General features: G+C 65.4%; 16 protein-coding genes. 11 read left to right on the top strand and 5 right to left on the bottom strand.

Annotated elements, in window-relative coordinates:
• The first annotated feature begins 380 nt into the window (after positions 1–380).
• From N7333_RS15105 to N7333_RS15085, 5 genes are all read left to right on the top strand, one after another.
• A complete protein-coding gene (locus N7333_RS15105; protein ID WP_003242675.1) occupies positions 381–1,820 on the top strand; it encodes a cytochrome ubiquinol oxidase subunit I in 1,440 nt (479 codons plus the stop codon).
• A 2-nt stretch (positions 1,821–1,822) separates the two neighbouring features.
• On the top strand, positions 1,823–2,830 hold the full coding sequence (gene cydB / locus N7333_RS15100; RefSeq protein WP_129482838.1) for a cytochrome d ubiquinol oxidase subunit II: 1,008 nt from the start codon (positions 1,823–1,825) through the stop codon (positions 2,828–2,830).
• A 10-nt stretch (positions 2,831–2,840) separates the two neighbouring features.
• A complete protein-coding gene (locus tag N7333_RS15095; protein ID WP_011920920.1) occupies positions 2,841–2,990 on the top strand; it encodes a DUF2474 domain-containing protein in 150 nt (49 codons plus the stop codon).
• A 69-nt stretch (positions 2,991–3,059) separates the two neighbouring features.
• Entirely contained in the window at positions 3,060–4,502 is a 1,443-nt protein-coding gene (locus N7333_RS15090) for a TldD/PmbA family protein (protein ID WP_129482839.1), read from the top strand.
• Positions 4,502–5,821, top strand: coding sequence for a metallopeptidase TldD-related protein (locus tag N7333_RS15085; protein ID WP_129482840.1), 1,320 nt, complete (start codon positions 4,502–4,504; stop codon positions 5,819–5,821). Before N7333_RS15090 ends, N7333_RS15085 begins: the two co-directional genes overlap by 1 nt.
• A gap of 5 nt (positions 5,822–5,826) precedes the next feature.
• On the opposite strand, the gene N7333_RS15080 is transcribed toward N7333_RS15085, so the two are convergent.
• Positions 5,827–6,951 carry a class I SAM-dependent methyltransferase gene (locus tag N7333_RS15080; RefSeq protein WP_129482841.1) on the bottom strand — a complete coding sequence of 375 codons (1,125 nt, stop codon included), beginning with the start codon at positions 6,949–6,951 and terminating at the stop codon, positions 5,827–5,829.
• A gap of 69 nt (positions 6,952–7,020) precedes the next feature.
• Between N7333_RS15080 and N7333_RS15075 the strand changes: the two genes are divergently transcribed.
• The 3 genes from N7333_RS15075 to N7333_RS15065 all read left to right on the top strand — a co-directional run bounded on the left by N7333_RS15075 (position 7,021) and on the right by N7333_RS15065 (position 8,508).
• Positions 7,021–7,797, top strand: a complete 777-nt coding sequence (locus N7333_RS15075) for a ferredoxin--NADP reductase (protein ID WP_129482842.1) — start codon at positions 7,021–7,023, stop codon at positions 7,795–7,797.
• 111 nt (positions 7,798–7,908) lie between these two features.
• Entirely contained in the window at positions 7,909–8,151 is a 243-nt protein-coding gene (locus N7333_RS15070; RefSeq protein WP_003242693.1) for a YdcH family protein, read from the top strand.
• A gap of 78 nt (positions 8,152–8,229) precedes the next feature.
• Positions 8,230–8,508 (top strand): DUF465 domain-containing protein, encoded by a 279-nt coding sequence (locus N7333_RS15065; RefSeq protein WP_129482843.1) that lies wholly within the window; start codon positions 8,230–8,232, stop codon positions 8,506–8,508.
• Positions 8,509–8,547: 39 nt separating this feature from the next.
• Here the strand turns inward: N7333_RS15065 and N7333_RS15060 are convergent, their stop codons facing one another.
• Positions 8,548–9,042 carry a GNAT family N-acetyltransferase gene (locus tag N7333_RS15060; protein ID WP_129482844.1) on the bottom strand — a complete coding sequence of 165 codons (495 nt, stop codon included), beginning with the start codon at positions 9,040–9,042 and terminating at the stop codon, positions 8,548–8,550.
• A 94-nt stretch (positions 9,043–9,136) separates the two neighbouring features.
• On the opposite strand from N7333_RS15060, the gene radA reads away from it, so the two are divergent.
• Together radA and N7333_RS15050 are read left to right on the top strand one after the other, a co-directional pair.
• Positions 9,137–10,498, top strand: coding sequence for a DNA repair protein RadA (gene radA, locus N7333_RS15055; protein ID WP_129482845.1), 1,362 nt, complete (start codon positions 9,137–9,139; stop codon positions 10,496–10,498).
• Between the two features lie 183 nt (positions 10,499–10,681).
• Positions 10,682–10,834, top strand: coding sequence for a hypothetical protein (locus tag N7333_RS15050; RefSeq protein WP_177491148.1), 153 nt, complete (start codon positions 10,682–10,684; stop codon positions 10,832–10,834).
• Between the two features lie 6 nt (positions 10,835–10,840).
• Here N7333_RS15050 and N7333_RS15045 read toward each other — a convergent pair whose 3' ends face one another.
• A complete protein-coding gene (locus N7333_RS15045; RefSeq protein WP_003242702.1) occupies positions 10,841–11,212 on the bottom strand; it encodes a PilZ domain-containing protein in 372 nt (123 codons plus the stop codon).
• A gap of 165 nt (positions 11,213–11,377) precedes the next feature.
• On the opposite strand from N7333_RS15045, the gene N7333_RS15040 reads away from it, so the two are divergent.
• A complete protein-coding gene (locus N7333_RS15040) occupies positions 11,378–11,884 on the top strand; it encodes a DUF3015 domain-containing protein (RefSeq protein ID WP_003242703.1) in 507 nt (168 codons plus the stop codon).
• Between the two features lie 165 nt (positions 11,885–12,049).
• Here N7333_RS15040 and glyA read toward each other — a convergent pair whose 3' ends face one another.
• Both glyA and N7333_RS15030 read right to left on the bottom strand, forming a co-directional pair.
• Complete coding sequence (glyA, locus tag N7333_RS15035) at positions 12,050–13,303, bottom strand: serine hydroxymethyltransferase (RefSeq protein WP_003242705.1); 1,254 nt, start codon at positions 13,301–13,303, stop codon at positions 12,050–12,052.
• Positions 13,304–13,498: 195 nt separating this feature from the next.
• Positions 13,499–17,713 (bottom strand): EAL domain-containing protein, encoded by a 4,215-nt coding sequence (locus tag N7333_RS15030; RefSeq protein WP_279859049.1) that lies wholly within the window; start codon positions 17,711–17,713, stop codon positions 13,499–13,501.
• Between the last annotated feature and the right edge of the window lie 665 nt (positions 17,714–18,378).

The following is an 18,378-nucleotide window of genomic DNA, read 5'->3' as shown; positions in this document are numbered from 1 at the left end:
ATCGCAAGTCATCGCGGTCACACGATGTAAGCAACTCCGTGAATTGAGGCGGCCTGCGCGATGCGCGGCCGCCTATTTTTTTGCCCGGACTCTGCGCCCCGCCAAGCATGCGCACCCGCTGCGTGCCGCGCGCACCCTGCGGTGGCCTGCCGCGCGGCAAATGACCACAGCGTTGTTTGCCGACGAACCGGCTAGTCTTTTCCCTGAGCGTTGATCCAGATCAATGCAATTTGGGGTAGATGTGCCCGTGCGCTGCCGCCCCCCACCTTCGTTGTGCCTCATTCGATAAGAACAATTCTGGCGTGCTGTGCTCCAAAGCCTTGGAGTTCATGGCCCGGCTAACCGTGCCGGGCCCGAGATAACCTGTACGAGGACGTGCCATGTTCGGCTTAGAGGCCCTAGATCTCGCCCGGATCCAGTTTGCCTTCACCATTTCCTTCCACATCGTCTTTCCCGCCATCACCATCGGTCTGGCCAGCTATCTGGCGGTGCTCGAAGGGCTGTGGTTGAAGACCGGCAATACGGTGTACCGCGATCTCTACCATTTCTGGGTGAAGATCTTCGCCGTGAACTTCGGCATGGGCGTGGTCTCCGGCCTGGTCATGGCCTATCAGTTCGGCACCAACTGGAGCGCCTTCTCCGACTTTGCCGGCGCCGTCACCGGGCCGCTGCTGACTTACGAGGTGCTCACCGCGTTCTTCCTCGAGGCGGGCTTCCTCGGCGTCATGCTGTTTGGCTGGAACCGCGTCGGGCCGGGCCTGCACTTCTTCTCCACGGTGATGGTGGCAGTCGGCACGCTGATCTCCACCTTCTGGATTCTCGCCTCCAACAGCTGGATGCACACCCCGCAGGGCTTCGAGATCGTCGACGGTCGGGTGATCCCGGTGGACTGGTTCGCGGTGATCTTCAATCCGTCGTTCCCCTATCGCCTGGCGCACATGGCCACGGCAGCCTTCCTCGCCACCGCCTTCTTCGTCGGCGCCTCGGCGGCCTGGCACCTGCTGCGTGGCCGCGACAACCCGGCGATCCGCAAGATGCTGTCGATGGCCGTGTGGATGGCGCTGCTGGTGGCGCCGGTGCAGGCCTTCATCGGTGACCTGCACGGCCTCAATACCCTGAAGTATCAGCCGGCGAAGATCGCTGCCATCGAAGGGCATTGGGAAAACGTCGGTGACGAGCCGACGCCGCTGATCCTGTTCGGCTGGCCGGACATGCAGCGCGAGGAAACCCGCTTCAAGGTGGAGATTCCCGCCCTCGGCAGCCTGATCCTGACCCACAGCCTGGACAAGCAGGTGCCGGCGCTGAAGGACTTCCCGCCCGAGGACCGGGCCAATTCCACCATCGTGTTCTGGACCTTCCGCGTCATGGTCGCCATGGGCCTGATGATGATCCTCACCGGCCTCTGGGGCACCTGGCTGCGCCGTGGCGACCGGCTGTTCCAGTCGCGGCCGTTCCTGCACCTGGCGGTGTGGATGGGGCCGAGCGGCGTGATTGCCATTCTCGCCGGCTGGTACACCACCGAGATCGGCCGTCAGCCCTGGGTCGTTCATGGCCTGATGCGCACCGCCGACGCTTCGTCCGGGCATAGCGCGACCCAGCTGGGCGTCACCCTGGCGCTGTTCGTGGTGGTTTATTTCGCCCTGTTCGGTGCTGGCATCAGCTACGTGATGCGCCTGGTGCGCAAGGGCCCGCAGCTCGAGGAAGGCGACGAGATGTCCCAGGGCGGGCCGGGCAAGTCGCGAACCCCGGCGCGGCCGCTGTCGGCGGCGGACGAGGGGATGGAAGAGGGCGAAACCGACAGCTTGCCGGAGAGGAACTGAGCATGGGTATCGATCTTTCGCTGATCTGGGCGGTGATCATCGCCTTCGGCGTGATGATGTACGTGGTGATGGATGGCTTCGATCTGGGTATCGGCATCCTCTTTCCCTTCGTGCGTGACGAGGGCGAGCGCGACGTGATGATGAACACCGTGGCGCCGGTCTGGGACGGCAACGAAACCTGGCTGGTGCTCGGCGGCGCCGGGCTGTTCGGCGCCTTCCCGCTGGCCTATTCGGTGGTGCTGAGCGCCCTCTACCTGCCACTGATCCTGATGCTGCTGGGGCTGATCTTCCGCGGCGTGGCCTTCGAGTTTCGCTTCAAGGCCAAGGCCGACAGGCGCCACCTGTGGGACAAGGCCTTCATAGGCGGCTCGCTCACCGCCACCTTCTTTCAGGGGGTGGCGCTGGGTGCCTATATCAATGGTTTCGAAGTGGTGAATCGCACCTATGCCGGCGGCCCGTTCGACTGGCTGACACCCTTCTCGGTGTTCTGCGGTCTGGCGCTGATCGCCGCCTATGCGCTGCTCGGCTGCACCTGGCTGATCATGAAGACCGAGGGCCGCCTGCAGCAGCAGATGCACGACATGGCGCGGCCGCTGGTGCTGGTAGTGCTCGGCGTGACCGGTATCGTCAGCCTGTGGACGCCCTTCGCTCACTCGGCCATTGCCGAGCGCTGGTTCAGCCTGCCCAACCTGTTCTGGTTCATGCCGGTACCGGTGCTGGTGCTGCTGTGCACCTGGAAGCTGCTCAAGGCGGTGGCCGACAACGCCAACTATTCGCCCTTCCTGCTGACCCTGGTGCTGATCTTCCTCGGCTACAGCGGCCTCGGCATCAGCCTGTGGCCGAACGTGATCCCGCCGTCGATCAGCATCTGGGAAGCCGCCGCGCCGCCGCAGAGCCAGGGCTTCATGCTGGTGGGCGCGCTGCTGATCATCCCCTTCATCCTGATGTACACCGCCTGGAGCTACTACGTGTTCCGCGGCAAGGTGACCCAGGACGATGGCTATCACTGAGGTGCGACTGATGACCAAGGTCGAGCAAGAGAAGAAACCCCTGTGGCAGCGCCTGGGCTGGCTGGCACTGATCTGGGCGGCCAGCGTGCTGACCCTGGGCGCGGTGGCCTGGCTGCTGCGCCAGTTCATGAGTGCGGCGGGGCTGGGCACGCCGGGCTGAGGCCGGCGGTTGATCCGCCCGGCCGATTGTTTCCATACTGCCTGCTCTGCCGTATGCCGAGGAGGCGCGATGTTCGCCCTTAGCGACACCCTGGAGCGGCGCTTCGCCGCGCTGAAAACCGCTGCCGACTTCCACTCGCTGCGTCATGTGCAGGAGCGCCGGGAGTCCTACTGGGTGCGCCGGCGGGTCGCGCAGGCGCCGTCCTTCGTCGTCGATGCCGGCGCCATGCTCAGCGTGCGCATCGCTGGCGTCGAGGCCTATGCGGCCACCAGCGATACCAGCCAGGCCGGCCTGCAGGCGGCTCTGGAACGCGCCGAGCAGCTGGCCCGTGCGCTGGCCGGACACAACCTGCTGGATTTCGGCGATCTGCCGCAGCCTGCCGAGCGGGCCGATGACGTGATGCCCGGCTACCAGCAGCCGCAGGCCAGCGCCGCGCACTGGTTCGAGCTGCTGATGGCCGAGTCGGCGCGCCTTCCCGGCGACACGCGGCTGGTGGACAGCCACATCGGCCTGACCTTTACCGCTCACGAGCAGATCTACCTCAACAGCGCCGGTGCCTGCCTGCGCCGTGCCCAGCGCTACGTCTTCCCGCAGGTCGGCGTGACCGCCAGCGACGGGCATGACAGTCAGAGCCGCAGCTTCGGCGGCACTCATCTGGCGCGCCAGGGCGGTGCCGAGGTGCTCGATCAGCTGGGCGTGATCGGCAGCGCCAGCCGTATCGCCGACGAGGCGCTGCAACTGCTGCTGGCGCCCAATACCCCGAGTGGCCCGCGCGATCTGCTGGTGATGCCCGATCAGATGATCCTGCAGATTCACGAGTCCATCGGCCATCCGCTGGAGCTGGACCGCATCCTCGGTGACGAGCGCAATTTCGCCGGCACCAGCTTCATCCGTCAGGAAGATTTCGGTCATTACCCATACGGCTCGCCGCTGCTCAACGTGACCTTCGACCCGACACTGCCCGGCGAGCTGGCCAGCTACAGCCATGACGATGACGGCAGCCCGGCGCAGCGCGAATACCTGATCCGCGATGGCATTCTCCAGCGCCCGCTCGGCGGCGCGCTGTCGCAATGGCGCAGCGGCCTGCCGGGCGTGGCCAACAGCCGCGCCTGCAGCTGGAACCGGCCGCCCATCGACCGCATGGCCAATCTCAATCTGGAGCCGGACGACAAGAGCCTGGCCGAGCTGATCGGCGGCATCGAGCGCGGCATCCTGATGAGCAACAACCGCTCCTGGTCGATCGACGATGCGCGTAACAAATTCCAGTTCGGCTGCGAGTGGGGCCAACTGATCGAGAACGGCGAACTGAAGGGCGTGGTGAAGAACCCCAACTACCGCGGCATCAGCGCGCAGTTCTGGCGGGGCCTCAAGGCGGTGGGCGATGCCAGCACCTTCGAGATACTGGGCACGCCCTACTGCGGCAAGGGCGAGCCGAATCAGGTGATTCGTGTCGGGCATGCCTCGCCAGCCTGCGTATTCGCCGATATCGACGTTTTCGGAGGGGCCGCCTGATGAACGCACGTCAGCATTTCTGCGAGTTGCTGGCTCATCTGCAGGCGCAGGTCGCCGGCGAGGAGGGCTTCACCCTGGCCTACAGCGCCGAGCAGTCCGGCTTTGTCCGCTTCAACCACGGGCGGGTGCGCCAGGCCGGGCAGGTGCAGCAGTCGTACGTGACCCTGGCGCTGTACCAGAGCCAGCGCCACGCCGAGAGCCGGCTGGCGCTCGGCGGCACGCTCGAGGAAGACCTGCCGCGCCTACAGCAGGCCCTGCAACAGCTGCGCGCCGTGCTGCCGACGTTGAACGACGACCCCTATCTGCGCCTGAACCGCGAAGCCTGGCGCAGCGAGCTGGCGGTCGAGGCCTCGCTGCCCGACAGCGCGGCCATGGCGCAGCAGATCGTCAGCGCCGCCAGCGGTCTGGATCTGGTCGGCTTTCTTGCCGTCGGGCCGCAGTACCAGGGCTTCGCCAGTTCCTGGGGCGCGTTCGGCTGGTATGCCGCCAGCAGTTTCAACCTCGAATTCAGCCTGTTCCATGACAACGGCCAGGCGGTGAAAAGCGCCTATGCCGGCGAGCAGTGGGACGTCCAGGCGTTCGCCCGCAAGCTCGAGGACGCGCGGCAGCAGCTGGCCTATCTCGGCCGCCCGGCCAAGGCCTTGCAGCCCGGGGCTTATCGGGCCTACCTGGCGCCGGCTGCGCTGGAGGAGCTGATCAGCCTGTGTTGCTGGGGTTTCGGCGCGCAGGCGCTGGCCTCGGGTGGCAGCCCCCTGCAGCGTCTGTTCAGCGGCAAGGCCGAGCTCAGCTCACAGGTGGTCATTGAAGAGCGTATCGAAGGCGGCCTGGCGCCGGCGTTTACTGCCGAAGGACCGCGCCAGGCGCTGCGCCTGGTCAGCCAGGGCCGGCCCGGCGAGCGCCTGGTCAGTTCGCGTAGCGCCGCCGAATACGGCCTGATCGCCAATGGCGCCTGCAGCGGCGAGTATCCGCTGTCCCTGCGCATGCACGGTGGCGAGCTGGACGAGCAGGACGTTCTGCAGCGGTTGGGCAGTGGTCTGTATATCGGCAACCTATGGTACGGCAACTTCTCCGATCTGCCGGCCGCCCGCCTGACCGGCATGACCCGCTTCGCCACCTTCTGGATCGAGGATGGGCAGATCCAGGCGCCGGTCAACACCATGCGCTTCGACGACTCGCTGTTCGATGTGCTCGGCGCGCAGCTCGAAGCCCTGACCCGCGAGCCCGAACTGCTGCTGCCCGGCGGCACCTACGGCGCCCGGCAGACCGGCTCGATGGCGCTGCCGGGGGCATTGCTGTCGCGCTTTACCCTGACCTTGTAGGCGGCCTACTTGCTCGCCTTGAGCACCACGAACTTGGGGTTGGCCGCCACCTGCTCGACACCGCGAAACAAGCGCGCCAGCTTGGCGTGATAGCCCAGGTGGCGGTTGCCGACTATCCACAGTTCGCCGCCGGTCACCAGCGCCGCGCGGGCCTGCTGGAACATGCGCCAGGCGAGAAAATCACCGACCACCTGCTGCTGGTGAAACGGCGGATTGCACAGCACCAGGTCCAGCGAGCCGGCCGGTTGCTCGGCCAGACCGTCGCCGGCACGGATGGTCGCCGGTCGCTCGCCCAGCGCCGCTGCCCAGTTTTCCCGCGCCGACTGCACGGCCATGTATGACTCGTCCACCAGGGTCAGCTGCGCCTGTGGGCTGCCCAGGGCGTAGACGATGCCGAGCACGCCGTTGCCGCACCCCAGGTCGGCGACGCGGCGCGCGTCGAGGTGCCGCGGCAGGTGTGGCAGAAACGCGCGGGTGCCGATATCCAGACCGTCGCGGCAGAACACGTTGGCGTGGTTGATCAGCTCCAGCGCCGGCTTGTCCAGCCGGTAGCGCGTGGGGTAGGGCGAGTGCGGCGCGGCTTTCGCTTCCGGCGTGGCCAGCAGCAGCCGGGCCTTCTTCACCGCCAGCGAGGCCTGCACCGGGCCGATGTATTGCTCCAGCAGGTCACCGGCGGCGCGCGGCAGGTGCTTGACCATGGCGGCCGCCACCACCCGCGCTCCCGGCGCCAACTGGCCGTGCAGACGGATCAGCTGCTCTTCCAGCAGGGCCAGGGTCTTCGGCACGCGGATCAGCACCCAGTCGAACGGTCCCTGCGGCGTCTCGCTGCTCGGCAGGAAGCGCACCGCGTCGCGATCCAGGCCATTGCCGGCGAGGTTGTTCTCTAGGGCGATGAAGCCCAGGTGCGAATCGCTGCTGCTGGTCACCTGGCAGCGTCCGGCCAGCGAACAGGCGAGGGCGCCGAAGCTGTCGTTGAGCAGCAGTAGCGAATCCTCCGCGCGCAGACCCTGCTCGTGCAAATGATTGAGCAGGTACTCGTCCGCGGCGTCGAAGGCCTGTAGGGGCTCGTTCGGCTGGTGCGGCTGGCGCAGCAGCTCGAGGCTGGCAAAGGGCGTGGTGAAAATAGGCATGGAAACCATCGGTGTTTGCCGGTCGCGCAATGGGCGACACTGACAGCTGATTCGGACAAGGGGACGATTATGACTGCCAGCGAAGACAAGTTCACCCGTCAGACGCTGACCGCTATCCAGGTCTGGTCGCCCAGTCTGTTCAGCCTGCGCTGTACGCGCGATCCCGGCTTTCGCTTTCGCGCCGGCCAGTTTGCCCGACTCGGCGTGCGCAAGGCGGACGGCTCGGTGGTCTGGCGCGCCTATTCGATGGTCTCGGCGCCGCACGACGAGTTTCTCGAGTTCTTCTCCATCGTGGTACCGGGCGGTGAGTTCACCAGCGAGCTGAGCCGTTTGCAGGTGGGCGACGAACTGCTGGTGGACAAGACTGCCCTGGGCTACCTGACCCTCGACCGCTTCATCGATGGCCGCGACCTTTGGCTGCTGGGCAGTGGCACCGGTATCGCGCCGTTCCTCTCGATCCTGCAGGATTTCGAGGTGTGGCAGCGCTTCGAGCGCATCAACCTGGTCTACAGCGCGCGCAGCCGCGCCGAGCTGGCCTACCAGGCGATGATCGAGGGCTTGAGCGCGCTGGAGCACCTGGCCGAGTTCGCTCACAAACTCACCTACCTGCCGGTGGTGACCCGCGAGCAGGTGCCGGGCTGCCTGGGCGCACGCATCACCGAACTGCTCGACAGCGGCGAGCTGGAGCGCGCTGCCGGCCTGCCGCTGACGCCCGAGCACTCGCGGGTGATGATCTGCGGCAACCCGCAGATGATCGACGACCTGCGCCAGCGCCTGAAGGCACGCGGCCTGAATCTGAGCCTGAGCAGACGGCCCGGGCAGGTTGCGGTGGAGAACTACTGGTAGCGCACCAGACTGGCGATCCGTGCCCGACTTTCACAATAGGCGCTGGTCTGCGAACTGCAGCTTGCCCAGCTTCAACTAGGCTAACTAGGGCCACTTCTGGGAGGGTTTTCCATGCCGCTCGAACATCACCCGCTCAACCGCGAGTTTCCTCAACAGCACGGCGCCCTGCGCAAACTGATGCAGAGCGATGCGCGCTTTGCCCGTCTGGCGGAGGAATACGAAGCGCTGGATAAGCGCATCTACGAGATAGAGGACGGCCGCTCAGCCACGGATGATCTGACCCTGCAGGGGCTCAAGCTGCAGCGTGTGGGATTGAAGGACGAGATCGCCGGCATGCTGCAGAACGCTACCTGATCCACGCTTGACCCGGATCAAGGGCGGGGCGATGACGGCGGGCTAGGCTGCGAGCGACATTTTGCTCAGGAGCTACCCATGCACGTCGATCATCACCCGCTGATCCATGATTTCCCTGAACACCGCGCCGAGCTGCAGCGTCTGCGTCAGGACGATGCACAGTTCGCACGTCAGGCCGAGGAATACGAGGCGCTGGACAAGCGCATCTGTCGCATCGAGGACGGCATCGAGCTGCTCGACGATGTCGCGCTGCAAGGGCTCAAGCTCAGCCGCGTTGTGCTCAAGGACGATCTGGCGAAACAGCTCAAGCGCGCTGCCGGGCACTGTTGCGGCTGCGGCAATGGTTGCCGGGGCTGACAGGTACCCACCGTTGCGGATGTGATCCGGCCTACGGCCTCAATGCACCGGCGGGTTGATCAGATAGGTGAGCAACCCGTCCGCCTCTTCCTCCGTCCACACCGCACGCGGCGGCCTGGGCAGCTCGCTGAACAATTGCTGCCAGAACGCCAGAGCCACCGCGTCCTGCCGGTAGTAGCGCAGTAGCCAAGGGCTGCCATCGCCCATCAGTTGCTGCACCAGCGCGCGGCCGATGCCGCGGCGACGGTACTTTTTCAGGATGAACAGGTCGGCGAATTCCGGTGCCTCGATGCCGGGCAATTCGCTGCGCTCGAGCAACAGGAAACCGGCGATGAAGCCGTCGGCGAGAATCAGCTGCGCGCTCCAGCCGGGCTCCTGCCAGTAGCGCTGCAGGTGCGGCTGATGGATATAGAAACGGCCGTCCGTCTCGACGTCTTCCTGCTCCCAGTCGGAACTCTCGTAGGCGTAGAACTGGTAGAGGTTGACGATCAGCGGCAACTGCTCGGCGGTGGTGGGCAGCAGTTCGATCTGCATGGACGGTTCCTGGCGACGACTTGGCGGGTCTGTAAATTTATCCAGTTGTTCGGTATCGTTCCAGCCTTCTTCACCCCGGCAGGATTGATCGGCAATGGCCAAGGCAAAACGCATGTACGGCTGCACCGAGTGCGGCGCCACCTTTCCCAAATGGGCAGGGCAGTGTGGCGAGTGCGGGGCCTGGAACACCCTGGTGGAAACCGTGCTGGAAGGCGCTTCGTCGCCGAGCGGGCGTACCGGCTGGGCTGGCCAGCAGGCGGCGCTGAAGACCCTGGCCGAGGTCAGCGTCGAGGAAGTGCCGCGCTTTTCCACCGCCTCCGGCGAGCTGGACCGCGTGCTCGGCGGCGGCTTGGTGGACGGCTCGGTGGTGCTGATCGGCGGCGACCCCGGCATCGGCAAGTCGACCATTCTGCTGCAGACCCTGTGCAATATCGCCACGCGCTTTCCGGCGCTGTACGTCACCGGCGAGGAGTCGCAGCAGCAGGTGGCCATGCGCGCCCGTCGTCTGGGCCTGCCCGAGGACAAGCTGAAGGTGATGACCGAGACCTGCATCGAGTCGATCATCGCCACCGCGCGCCTGGAAAAGCCCAAGGTCATGGTGATCGACTCGATCCAGACCATCTTCACCGAGCAGCTGCAGTCGGCGCCCGGCGGCGTGGCCCAAGTGCGCGAAAGCGCCGCCCTGCTGGTGCGCTTCGCCAAGCAGAGCGGTACCGCGGTCTTTCTGGTCGGCCACGTGACCAAGGAAGGCGCGCTGGCCGGCCCGCGCGTGCTGGAGCACATGGTCGACACCGTGCTGTATTTCGAGGGCGAATCCGACGGTCGCCTGCGCCTGCTGCGGGCAGTGAAAAACCGCTTCGGCGCGATCAACGAGCTGGGCGTGTTCGGCATGACCGACAAGGGCCTGAAAGAGGTTACCAACCCCTCGGCGATCTTCCTCACCCGCGCCCAGGAGGAGGTGCCGGGCAGCGTGGTGATGGCCACCTGGGAAGGCACCCGGCCGATGCTGGTGGAGGTGCAGGCACTGGTCGACACCAGCCACCTGGCCAACCCGCGGCGCGTCACCCTGGGCCTGGATCAGAACCGCCTGGCCATGCTGCTGGCCGTGCTGCATCGTCACGGTGGTATTCCCACCTACGATCAGGACGTGTTCCTCAACGTGGTCGGCGGGGTCAAGGTGCTGGAGACCGCCTCGGACCTGGCCCTGATGGCGGCGGTGATCTCGAGTCTGCGCAACCGTCCGTTGCCGCACGATCTGCTGGTGTTTGGCGAGGTGGGGCTGTCCGGCGAGATCCGCCCGGTACCGAGCGGTCAGGAGCGTCTGAAGGAGGCCGCCAAGCATGGCTTCAAGCGCGCCATCGTGCCCAAGGGCAATGCGCCCAAGGAGGCGCCGGCGGGGCTATCGATCATTGCCGTGACACGCCTGGAGCAGGCGCTGGATGCGTTGTTCGAGTAAGTCCTTACGAATCCGGTGTAGCCCGGATGAAATTCGGGAGGCTCGTTGACCCCGGCGCTCGTTCAGGCTGTGAGATGCGGCGTTCTGTCGCGAAGGCGGCCTGGTGCAGCTTGATCCGGATCAATAGGGAGCAAGCTTTCGACGAGCAGCATCGAGGCGTATTCACAGCAAGGAGACGCCATCATGTTCCTGTTCTTCGATTTCTTTTCCCGCGCGTTCAACTTCGATGCCAAGGCCGGGCAGTCGCGTGAAGCGCATGGTGAAGTGCTGCGTGTTCAGGCGCTTCGCCAGCGTCGCCAGCAGCGCAAGGCCGAGGCGGCGAAGACGCGCCATTGAGGCGGCTCAGTCGTCCTCGCCGAGCGCCGCCAGCTCGCGCTCGAGCAGGTGCTCGTCACCCAGGTTGAGTTCCACCAGGCGGCGCAGATGGCTGATGGATTCCAGGTCGATATGGCGGCAGACGAAGCCGAGGTAATTCTGCTGGGTGCGTGTGAGCACCACCTCCATCTTCACCTTGGCCTCGTCACCCAGTTCCACCAGCGCTTCGAAGGGTTGATCCGGGTCTCCGCTCCAGTCGCGCGGCGTCTTGACCAGCAAGCCCTTGAGCGAGATGTCGTGCAACGCCGCCTGCCATTGCCGCTCGCCCTGGGCGATCACGGTGGGGGCGTCGAAGGCGATGCGCTGAAAGCGTCGACGCTCGTTGGCTGTTTCACTCATGCCCATGCTCCTGGATGGTTTCCCTCACTATAGCCAAGGCTGATGGCAATGTACCGCGACCTGTTCCACCCTCGGCGCCTGTCGGACAGTAATTTGACAGTTGCTCGAGTGTCGCCAAAGCTCCTTATGCGGTTTCTATTACTGAATATTGCGGAGCAACAGACTATGAGCAAGCGACTGCTGGGCAAGGGGTTGATCTTCGGTTTGCTGAGCATGGCCAGCGCAGGGGCTTTCGCCAATGCTGCCGGCGGTAATGGTTGTGGCTGGGGCAACATGGTGTTCGAAGGGCAACGTGGGCTCGCCCCGCACCTGCTGGCCACCACCACCAACGGTACGTCGGGTAATGCCACCTTCGGTATGACCTCCGGTACCAACGGCTGCGACACCAGCGTGGCGATGGGCTACGGTGGCCGTTCCTGGCTGGCAATGAATGGCATGCTCGACTCCATCGCCGAGGACATGGCCATGGGGCAGGGCGAGGCGCTGGATGCCTACGCCACCCTGCTGGGCATCGAAGTGCAGGACCGTGCGCACTTCGCCAAGGTCACCCATGAGAACTTCAATTCGATCTTCTCCGGTGCCGATGTCACCAGCGAGCAGGTGCTGGCCGCGACTCTGGATGTGATGAGCCGCGATGCCCAGCTGGCGCGCTACGTGAAACAGCCGGCGTAGGCGCTAACGCCCGCTTCGTTGTCGGTGCGCATGGCGCACCCTACGGCCCGCAGCGTTCAGTAGGGTGCGCCGTGTGCACCGGCTGTATTCCGTACACGACAAGGAAATCTACAAGGCAAAAAGAAGCCCGCCGAGTTGGCGGGCTTCTTCATTTCTCGGTTGGGCTTAGTTGCCGTACACCGGGAACTTGGCGCACAGAGCCTTGACCTGCTCGCGTACGCGGCCTTCGACTTCATCGTTGCCGATGTTGGCCAGCACTTCGCAGATCCAGCCGGCCAGCTGACGGCACTCGTCTTCCTTGAAGCCGCGAGTGGTCACGGCAGGGGTGCCGATACGCAGGCCGGAGGTGACGAACGGCGAGCGCGGGTCGTTCGGTACGCTGTTCTTGTTCACGGTGATGTAGGCGCGACCCAGGGCGGCGTCGGCGTCCTTACCGGTGATGTCCTGCTTGATCAGCGAGAGCAGGAACAGGTGGTTCTGGGTGCCGCCGGAAACCACGTCGTAGCCGTTGTCGATGAACACCTGGGCCATGGTCTGGGCGTTCTTGATCACCTGGGCCTGGTAGGCCTTGAACTCGGGCTGCAGCGCTTCCTTGAAGCAAACCGCCTTGGCGGCGATGACGTGCTCCAGCGGGCCGCCCTGGCCGCCCGGGAATACCGCGGAGTTGAACTTCTTCTCCAGCTCTTCGTTCTTGCGCGCCAGGATCAGGCCGCCACGCGGGCCGCGCAGGGTCTTGTGCGTGGTGGTGGTGACCACGTCGGCGAACGGCACCGGGTTCGGGTACAGGCCGGCGGCGACCAGACCGGCAACGTGGGCCATGTCGACGAACAGGTAGGCACCGACCTTGTCGGCGATGGCGCGGAAACGCGGGAAATCCAGCACCTGCGAATAGGCGCTGAAGCCGGCGATGATCATCTTCGGCTTGTGCTCCACGGCCAGACGCTCGACTTCGTCGTAGTCGATCAGGCCCTGGTCATTGATGCCGTACTGCACGGCGTTGTAGATCTTGCCGGAGAAGCTGACGCTGGCGCCGTGAGTCAGGTGGCCGCCGTGGGCCAGGCTCATGCCCAAGACGGTGTCGCCGGCGTTGAGCAGAGCCATGTACACGGCGCTGTTGGCCTGCGAGCCGGAGTGCGGCTGGACGTTGGCGTAGTCGGCGCCGAACAGCTCCTTGGCGCGATCGATGGCCAGCTGTTCGACCACGTCGACGTATTCGCAGCCGCCGTAGTAGCGCTTGCCCGGGTAGCCTTCGGCGTACTTGTTGGTCAGTACGCTGCCCTGGGCTTCCATCACCGCCGGGCTGGTGTAGTTTTCCGAGGCGATCAGCTCGATGTGTTCTTCCTGGCGCTGGGCTTCCTGCTCCATTGCGGCAAAGAGTTCGGCGTCAAAACGAGCGAGGTTCAAATCACGGCTGAACATGGCGGTCCCCTGGGAATCAGCTGGGCGGTAGAAAGAGGGGGCGGATTCTACCGCAAAGGTCGCATTCAGGCATATGAAGGTCGGTCATGAGGCAGACAAGTGGCCTTCAAGAACCGTTGCAAGCCGCAGGCTGCAAAGAGAGGTGCCAGGTGCTCCCGTTGCGCTGTCGGCTCGTCACCTGATTCGCCGGGAGCTTCAGCTGAACATGAACAGCGCCGCGCCGCCGAACTGGGCGCTGAACTGGCGCGGCTGCATCGGCCGGCCGAGTAGGTAGCCCTGCACCTCGTCGCAGCCGTGCTCGCGCAGGAACTCCAGCTGGGCATGGCTCTCCACGCCTTCGGCGATCACCATCATGTTCAGGCTGTGCGCCATGGCGATGATGGCGCGGGCGATCTGCGCGTCCTGCTCGCCGTCCGGCAGGCCGTCGACGAAGCTGCGGTCGATCTTCAACACGTCGATGGGGAATTGCTTGAGGTAGTTCAGCGAGGAGTAACCGGTGCCGAAATCGTCCACCGCGATGCACAGGCCCAGGCGTTTGAGCTCGCCCAGGGTCTGCATGGCGCTGGCCACATCGCGCATCAGAATGCTCTCGGTCAGTTCCACCTCGAGGCAGGCCGGGGCCACCCCGGTTCGCTCCAGAATGGCCGCGATGCGCGCGCTCAGGTCGCCTTCGGCGAACTGGCGGGCGGACAGGTTGACCGAGATCTTGGGAATGCGAATCTTCTCGTCGTGCCAGGTCTTGAGCTGGCGGCAGGCTTCCTCCAGCACCCACTCGCCGACCTGTACCACCAGTCCGAGCTCTTCCAGCACCGGGATGAAATCGGTGGGCGGTACCAGGCCGCGGCCCGGGTGATTCCAGCGCAGCAGCGCCTCGACCCCGGTGAGGCGGCGTCCATCGCCGGAGAACTGCGGCTGGTAATGCAGTACGAACTGGCCCTGTTCCTGGGCGTGGCGCAGGTCGCTTTCCAGCTCCAGGCGCTCCAGCGCGCTGGCGTTCATGTCAGCCTGGTAGAACTGGAAGTTGTTCTTGCCGCGTTCCTTGGCGTGATACATGGCGGTATCGGCGTTCTTCATCAGCTGGCTGAGCTCGTCGCCGTCCTGCGGGGCGAGGGCGATGCCGATGCTGGCGGTGACGAAGAACTCGCGCCCTTCGAGCACGAAGGGCCGGGCCAGGCTGTCGAGAATCTGCTCGGCGACGTGGATCGCCCGGTTCAGCGCACCCTCGCGGGTGGCGCGCGGCTGCAGCAGCAGGGTGAATTCATCGCCGCCCATGCGCGCCACGGTATCGTCGCCATCGACGCAGGCCGACAGGCGCACGGCCACGTCCTTGAGCATGCGATCGCCGGCGGCATGGCCGAGCGAATCGTTGATCGGCTTGAAGCGGTCGAGATCGAGGAACATCAGCACCACCCACTCGTTGTGCCGCTCGGCGTGCTGCAGGGCGCTGTGCAGACGGTCCTGGAACAGGGTGCGGTTGGGCAGGTGGGTCAGGGCGTCGTAGTAGGCCAGGCGATGGATGCGCTGCTCGCTGGCCTTGCGTTCGCTGATGTCGCTGAAGAAGCACACGTAGCTGACCAGGTCGCCTTCCTCGTCGTGCACCGCGGTGATGCCGACCCAGGCCGGGAAGTTCTCGCCGCCCTTGCGCTTGAGCCACACCTCGCCCTCCCAGCTGCCGCGCTGGTTGAGCTGGCTGAGGATGTACTGCAGATGCGCCGCCTGCTGACGGTCGGCGGTGAGCATGCCGGGCAACTGGTCGAGCACCTGGCCGGCCGAGTAGCCGCTGACCCGGCTGAAGGCCTTGTTGACCTGGACGATGTAGCCGGCCGGGTCGGTGACCAGAATGGCCGCGGTGGAGTGTTCGAACACCGTCGCGGCCATGCGCAGGTCCTTCTCCGCGCGGCGCTGCTGGCTGATGTCGCGGCCGACACCGAGGATGCCCTCGAAGCGTCCGTTCTCGTCCCACATCAGCACCAGGCGCAGCTCCACCGGAATCTTGTGGCCGTCGGCGCGCAGGCAATCGAAGACGAACAGCTGATCCGGCAGCTCCTCGCGCAGACGCTCGAGGCGGTCACGTTCGCCGAGCGAGTCGCGAATGCGTTCGAGCAGCAGGTTGAGGCCGTTCAGTTGCTGCGGATTGGCCGCCAGGCTGTAGAAGCTGTTGGCCATGACCCAGTCCACGGAGTAGCCCAGCACCGGTTCCACCGAGGGGCTGACGTAGTTGAGATGAAGCGCGCTGTCGGTGGAGAAGATCACGTCGCTGATGCTCTCGGCCAGCAGGCGGTAGCGCTGCTCGCTGTCGCGCAGCGACTGGTTGCGTTCGATCTGCTCGGTGATGTCCTTGGCCACGCCGATCAGGCGGCTGACCCGGCCTCGCTCGTCCCGCGCCAGGGCCTGCTCGCGGATGCTGAACCAGCGCCACTGGCCGTCGCGATGGCGCCAGCGCAGGACCGATTCGAGCAGCAGGCCGTCGCCGACCACCTTCTGCAGGTTGCGGATGCGCCAGTAGTAGTCGCTGTCGTCCGGGTGCAGCACGCGCTCCCAGAAGTCCCCCTCCATGGCCTTGAGTTCGGTCTTGCTGTAACCCAGCTGCAGGCCGAGGCTGTGGTTGCTGAACAGCACCCGCTTGTTCTGCATGTCGTGCACGTAGAGCAGATCGGGCACCGAGCGCACCACCTCGGACCAGAAGCGCTCGCGCTCGATCAGCGACAGCTCGATGCGCTTGCGGCTGGTGATGTCGCTGATGCTGAGGGTCACCGCCTGGTAGTCCTGGATCATCTCCGGCAGGCGCAGCACCAGCCAGACGTGGCGCTGCAGGCCCTGGGCGGTGACCAGCTGGGTTTCCAGCTCGACCAGGTTGGGGCCTTCCAGCACCGCCACGGCGAGCCGGTAGCGCAGGTCATCCGGCTGCAGCGGGCCGTTGTCGAACAGTTGCTGCCAGGCCTGTTCGGTGGATTTCACGCCCAGCAGATTGAGCGCCACCTGGTTGGCTTCGGTGATGTGCAGCTGGTCCAGAAGCGCCTGGTGATGGCGGGCATCGGCCTGCAGCCAGCGGTTCAGACCGGCGGCGTCGCGCAGTTTCTGCTGCAGCAGGAAGCTGCGCAGTCCCGCCAGGTCGAGCACGCACAGGGCGACCCCGGTGCCCTCGAAAATGTCCTGATAGCGCCGGCGCGTCTCCTGCAGCACGCGCATCGCCTGCTGCTCGTCGGTCACATCTCGCAGCACCCAGACGTAGCCGGCCTGCCGACCGAGTTCGCTGATGTCGCTGCGGGTCACCGCGAACAGGCGGCCGCGGCCTTGCTGCTCGACTCGTACCAGCTCCGGGCCCAGGTCGCTGGGCGCTTGCGGACTGTTGAGCAGCAGCGGGTCGAGGTCGGGCAGGAGATCCAGCAGATGGCGGTCCCAGGCCGCTTCGCTGCTCAGGCCGAACAGGGCCTCGGCCTGAGGGTTGAGGTAGCGCAGCTTGCCGTCGGCCTGGGTCACCAGGATGCGCTCCTCGACCGCGGCCAGCGCACTGGCGGCCTGGCGCAGCGAGCGTCGCGACTCGGTATTGAGCCGCTGCAGGCGGCGCTGTTCCCGCTGCAGACCGTAGAGGGCAAGCAGGGTCAGCAGGCTGCACAGGGTGAACAGCAGGAACTTGCCGGCCAGGGTCGGCATCAGTTCGTTGCCGGCGCGATCGGCGTCGAACAGCGCACGCAACTGCCAGTCGCTGCCGGGCAGGGCAATCAGTTCCAGGCTCTGCGCCTGTTCGGCCGCGGTAACCGGTGCGATGACCTGGCCGGGCTGGCGCAGATCGTCGGCGCGGGCCATCACCCGCCGGCTCTGCAGGTCTTCGAGCAGCCAGTCGTGCTCGCTGTGGTGCTGCTCGCGAAGCCAGTCGCGCAGGGCGGTCATGCGCAGGCGCAACACACGCTGGCTCTCGTCGTCCTGGCGCAGAAGGAGATAGAGGGCACCCTCGTCCTGGGGGCTGAAGGCGAAGTGATAGTCCGCTGCGCCAATGCGCTGCTGCAGCGCGCGGATGAAAGGCAGGTCCGGCGATTCGCCGGCGCTGTCGGCCAACCGCTGACCTTGAGCATCCAGCCAGACGATGCTCTGCAGTGTCGGGAAGATGCTGCGCAGGGGGGCGATCGGCGCGGTCACATCACCGCGCGTTTCGGCCGCTTGTAGCATGGCCTGGCCGGCCTGGGCCTTGAGGCGCATGTTCAGGCTCAGGTGTTTGGCCAGCTGTTCGCTGTAGCCGCGGCTCAGTTGCTTCTGGCTGTCCAGCAGCTGGCGGTATTCCTGCGTCAGCTGCCAGGCCAGCAGTCCCAGCATCGCCAGCACCAGTGCCATCAGCACGCGCCGCAGCGCTTCGCGCCGTGGCGCGCGCGACTCGCCCGAGGGGCTCGACGGCTGGGAGGAGGGAGTCGACACGTTCAAAACCTGCAGCTACCACGGAGCTAGGTGGGCATTGGCGCGCAAGCAGGCCTGCGCTCGCGCCAGCCGGGTAGCATGCCTGCAAAAATGGCCAAGTGCCAGCTTGTCCGACGAGCGTAGGTTTGCCCTGCTTCGCGCATTCCGGTAGCTTTGCCCCGCGCGTGATCTGCCCGCGCGGTACTTGGCGTTCGCTGCGGCAGGGGCTAAGGTCTCTGCACATCGCCTCCGGGCAGGCTGGGTGAAAAACCGCTGCATGCGGCCATGCGGCAGCGAAAACCGGCGCAAGTTGCTGATCTGCACGCGGTAGACTGCGCACTTCGCTGGTAGCGTCATGCATGGCCCACGCTGCGCCGCGTTTTCACGTGCTCTGCAAGGCGCGCCACTTTCAGTTTCCATCCCCATCAGTCAGGTTCTCCATGGCTCAGTTCTCCTATCTGCGCTATTAGCTTTTAGTCACGTTTTGCGATCTTCAGTCGATCCCTTGCGATCGTTGGCTTTCCAGCCTATTCAGCACGGTTTTTCCTCTCGATCTTGTGTTGTGGCAGAGCTTTTAGTTAGCTTTCGCTGATTCTGGGTCAAATTTAGGCTCCAAAACCTAACTTTTTTCGAAGTGCTCCTGTGATCGCTCCGGCCAGGTTTCGCCAGCAGATTTCCTCTCGTGA

This window comes from Pseudomonas sp. GD04158 (assembly GCF_029834875.1).
GTDB lineage: Bacteria > Pseudomonadota > Gammaproteobacteria > Pseudomonadales > Pseudomonadaceae > Aquipseudomonas > Aquipseudomonas hydrolytica.
Note: the sequence above shows the minus strand (reverse complement) of the source record. Positions and strands in the feature narration are given on the sequence as shown.

Excerpts from the sequence above, each read along its gene's own strand:
- N7333_RS15105 (WP_003242675.1), top strand. The coding sequence starts at position 381 with ATGTTCGGCTTAGAGGCCCTAGATCTCGCCCGGATCCAGTTTGCCTTC.
- cydB (WP_129482838.1), top strand. The coding sequence starts at position 1,823 with ATGGGTATCGATCTTTCGCTGATCTGGGCGGTGATCATCGCCTTCGGC.
- N7333_RS15095 (WP_011920920.1), top strand. The coding sequence starts at position 2,841 with ATGACCAAGGTCGAGCAAGAGAAGAAACCCCTGTGGCAGCGCCTGGGC.
- N7333_RS15090 (WP_129482839.1), top strand. The coding sequence starts at position 3,060 with ATGTTCGCCCTTAGCGACACCCTGGAGCGGCGCTTCGCCGCGCTGAAA.
- N7333_RS15085 (WP_129482840.1), top strand. The coding sequence starts at position 4,502 with ATGAACGCACGTCAGCATTTCTGCGAGTTGCTGGCTCATCTGCAGGCG.
- N7333_RS15080 (WP_129482841.1), bottom strand. The coding sequence starts at position 6,951 with ATGCCTATTTTCACCACGCCCTTTGCCAGCCTCGAGCTGCTGCGCCAG.
- N7333_RS15075 (WP_129482842.1), top strand. The coding sequence starts at position 7,021 with ATGACTGCCAGCGAAGACAAGTTCACCCGTCAGACGCTGACCGCTATC.
- N7333_RS15070 (WP_003242693.1), top strand. The coding sequence starts at position 7,909 with ATGCCGCTCGAACATCACCCGCTCAACCGCGAGTTTCCTCAACAGCAC.
- N7333_RS15065 (WP_129482843.1), top strand. The coding sequence starts at position 8,230 with ATGCACGTCGATCATCACCCGCTGATCCATGATTTCCCTGAACACCGC.
- N7333_RS15060 (WP_129482844.1), bottom strand. The coding sequence starts at position 9,042 with ATGCAGATCGAACTGCTGCCCACCACCGCCGAGCAGTTGCCGCTGATC.
- radA (WP_129482845.1), top strand. The coding sequence starts at position 9,137 with ATGGCCAAGGCAAAACGCATGTACGGCTGCACCGAGTGCGGCGCCACC.
- N7333_RS15050 (WP_177491148.1), top strand. The coding sequence starts at position 10,682 with ATGTTCCTGTTCTTCGATTTCTTTTCCCGCGCGTTCAACTTCGATGCC.
- N7333_RS15045 (WP_003242702.1), bottom strand. The coding sequence starts at position 11,212 with ATGAGTGAAACAGCCAACGAGCGTCGACGCTTTCAGCGCATCGCCTTC.
- N7333_RS15040 (WP_003242703.1), top strand. The coding sequence starts at position 11,378 with ATGAGCAAGCGACTGCTGGGCAAGGGGTTGATCTTCGGTTTGCTGAGC.
- glyA (WP_003242705.1), bottom strand. The coding sequence starts at position 13,303 with ATGTTCAGCCGTGATTTGAACCTCGCTCGTTTTGACGCCGAACTCTTT.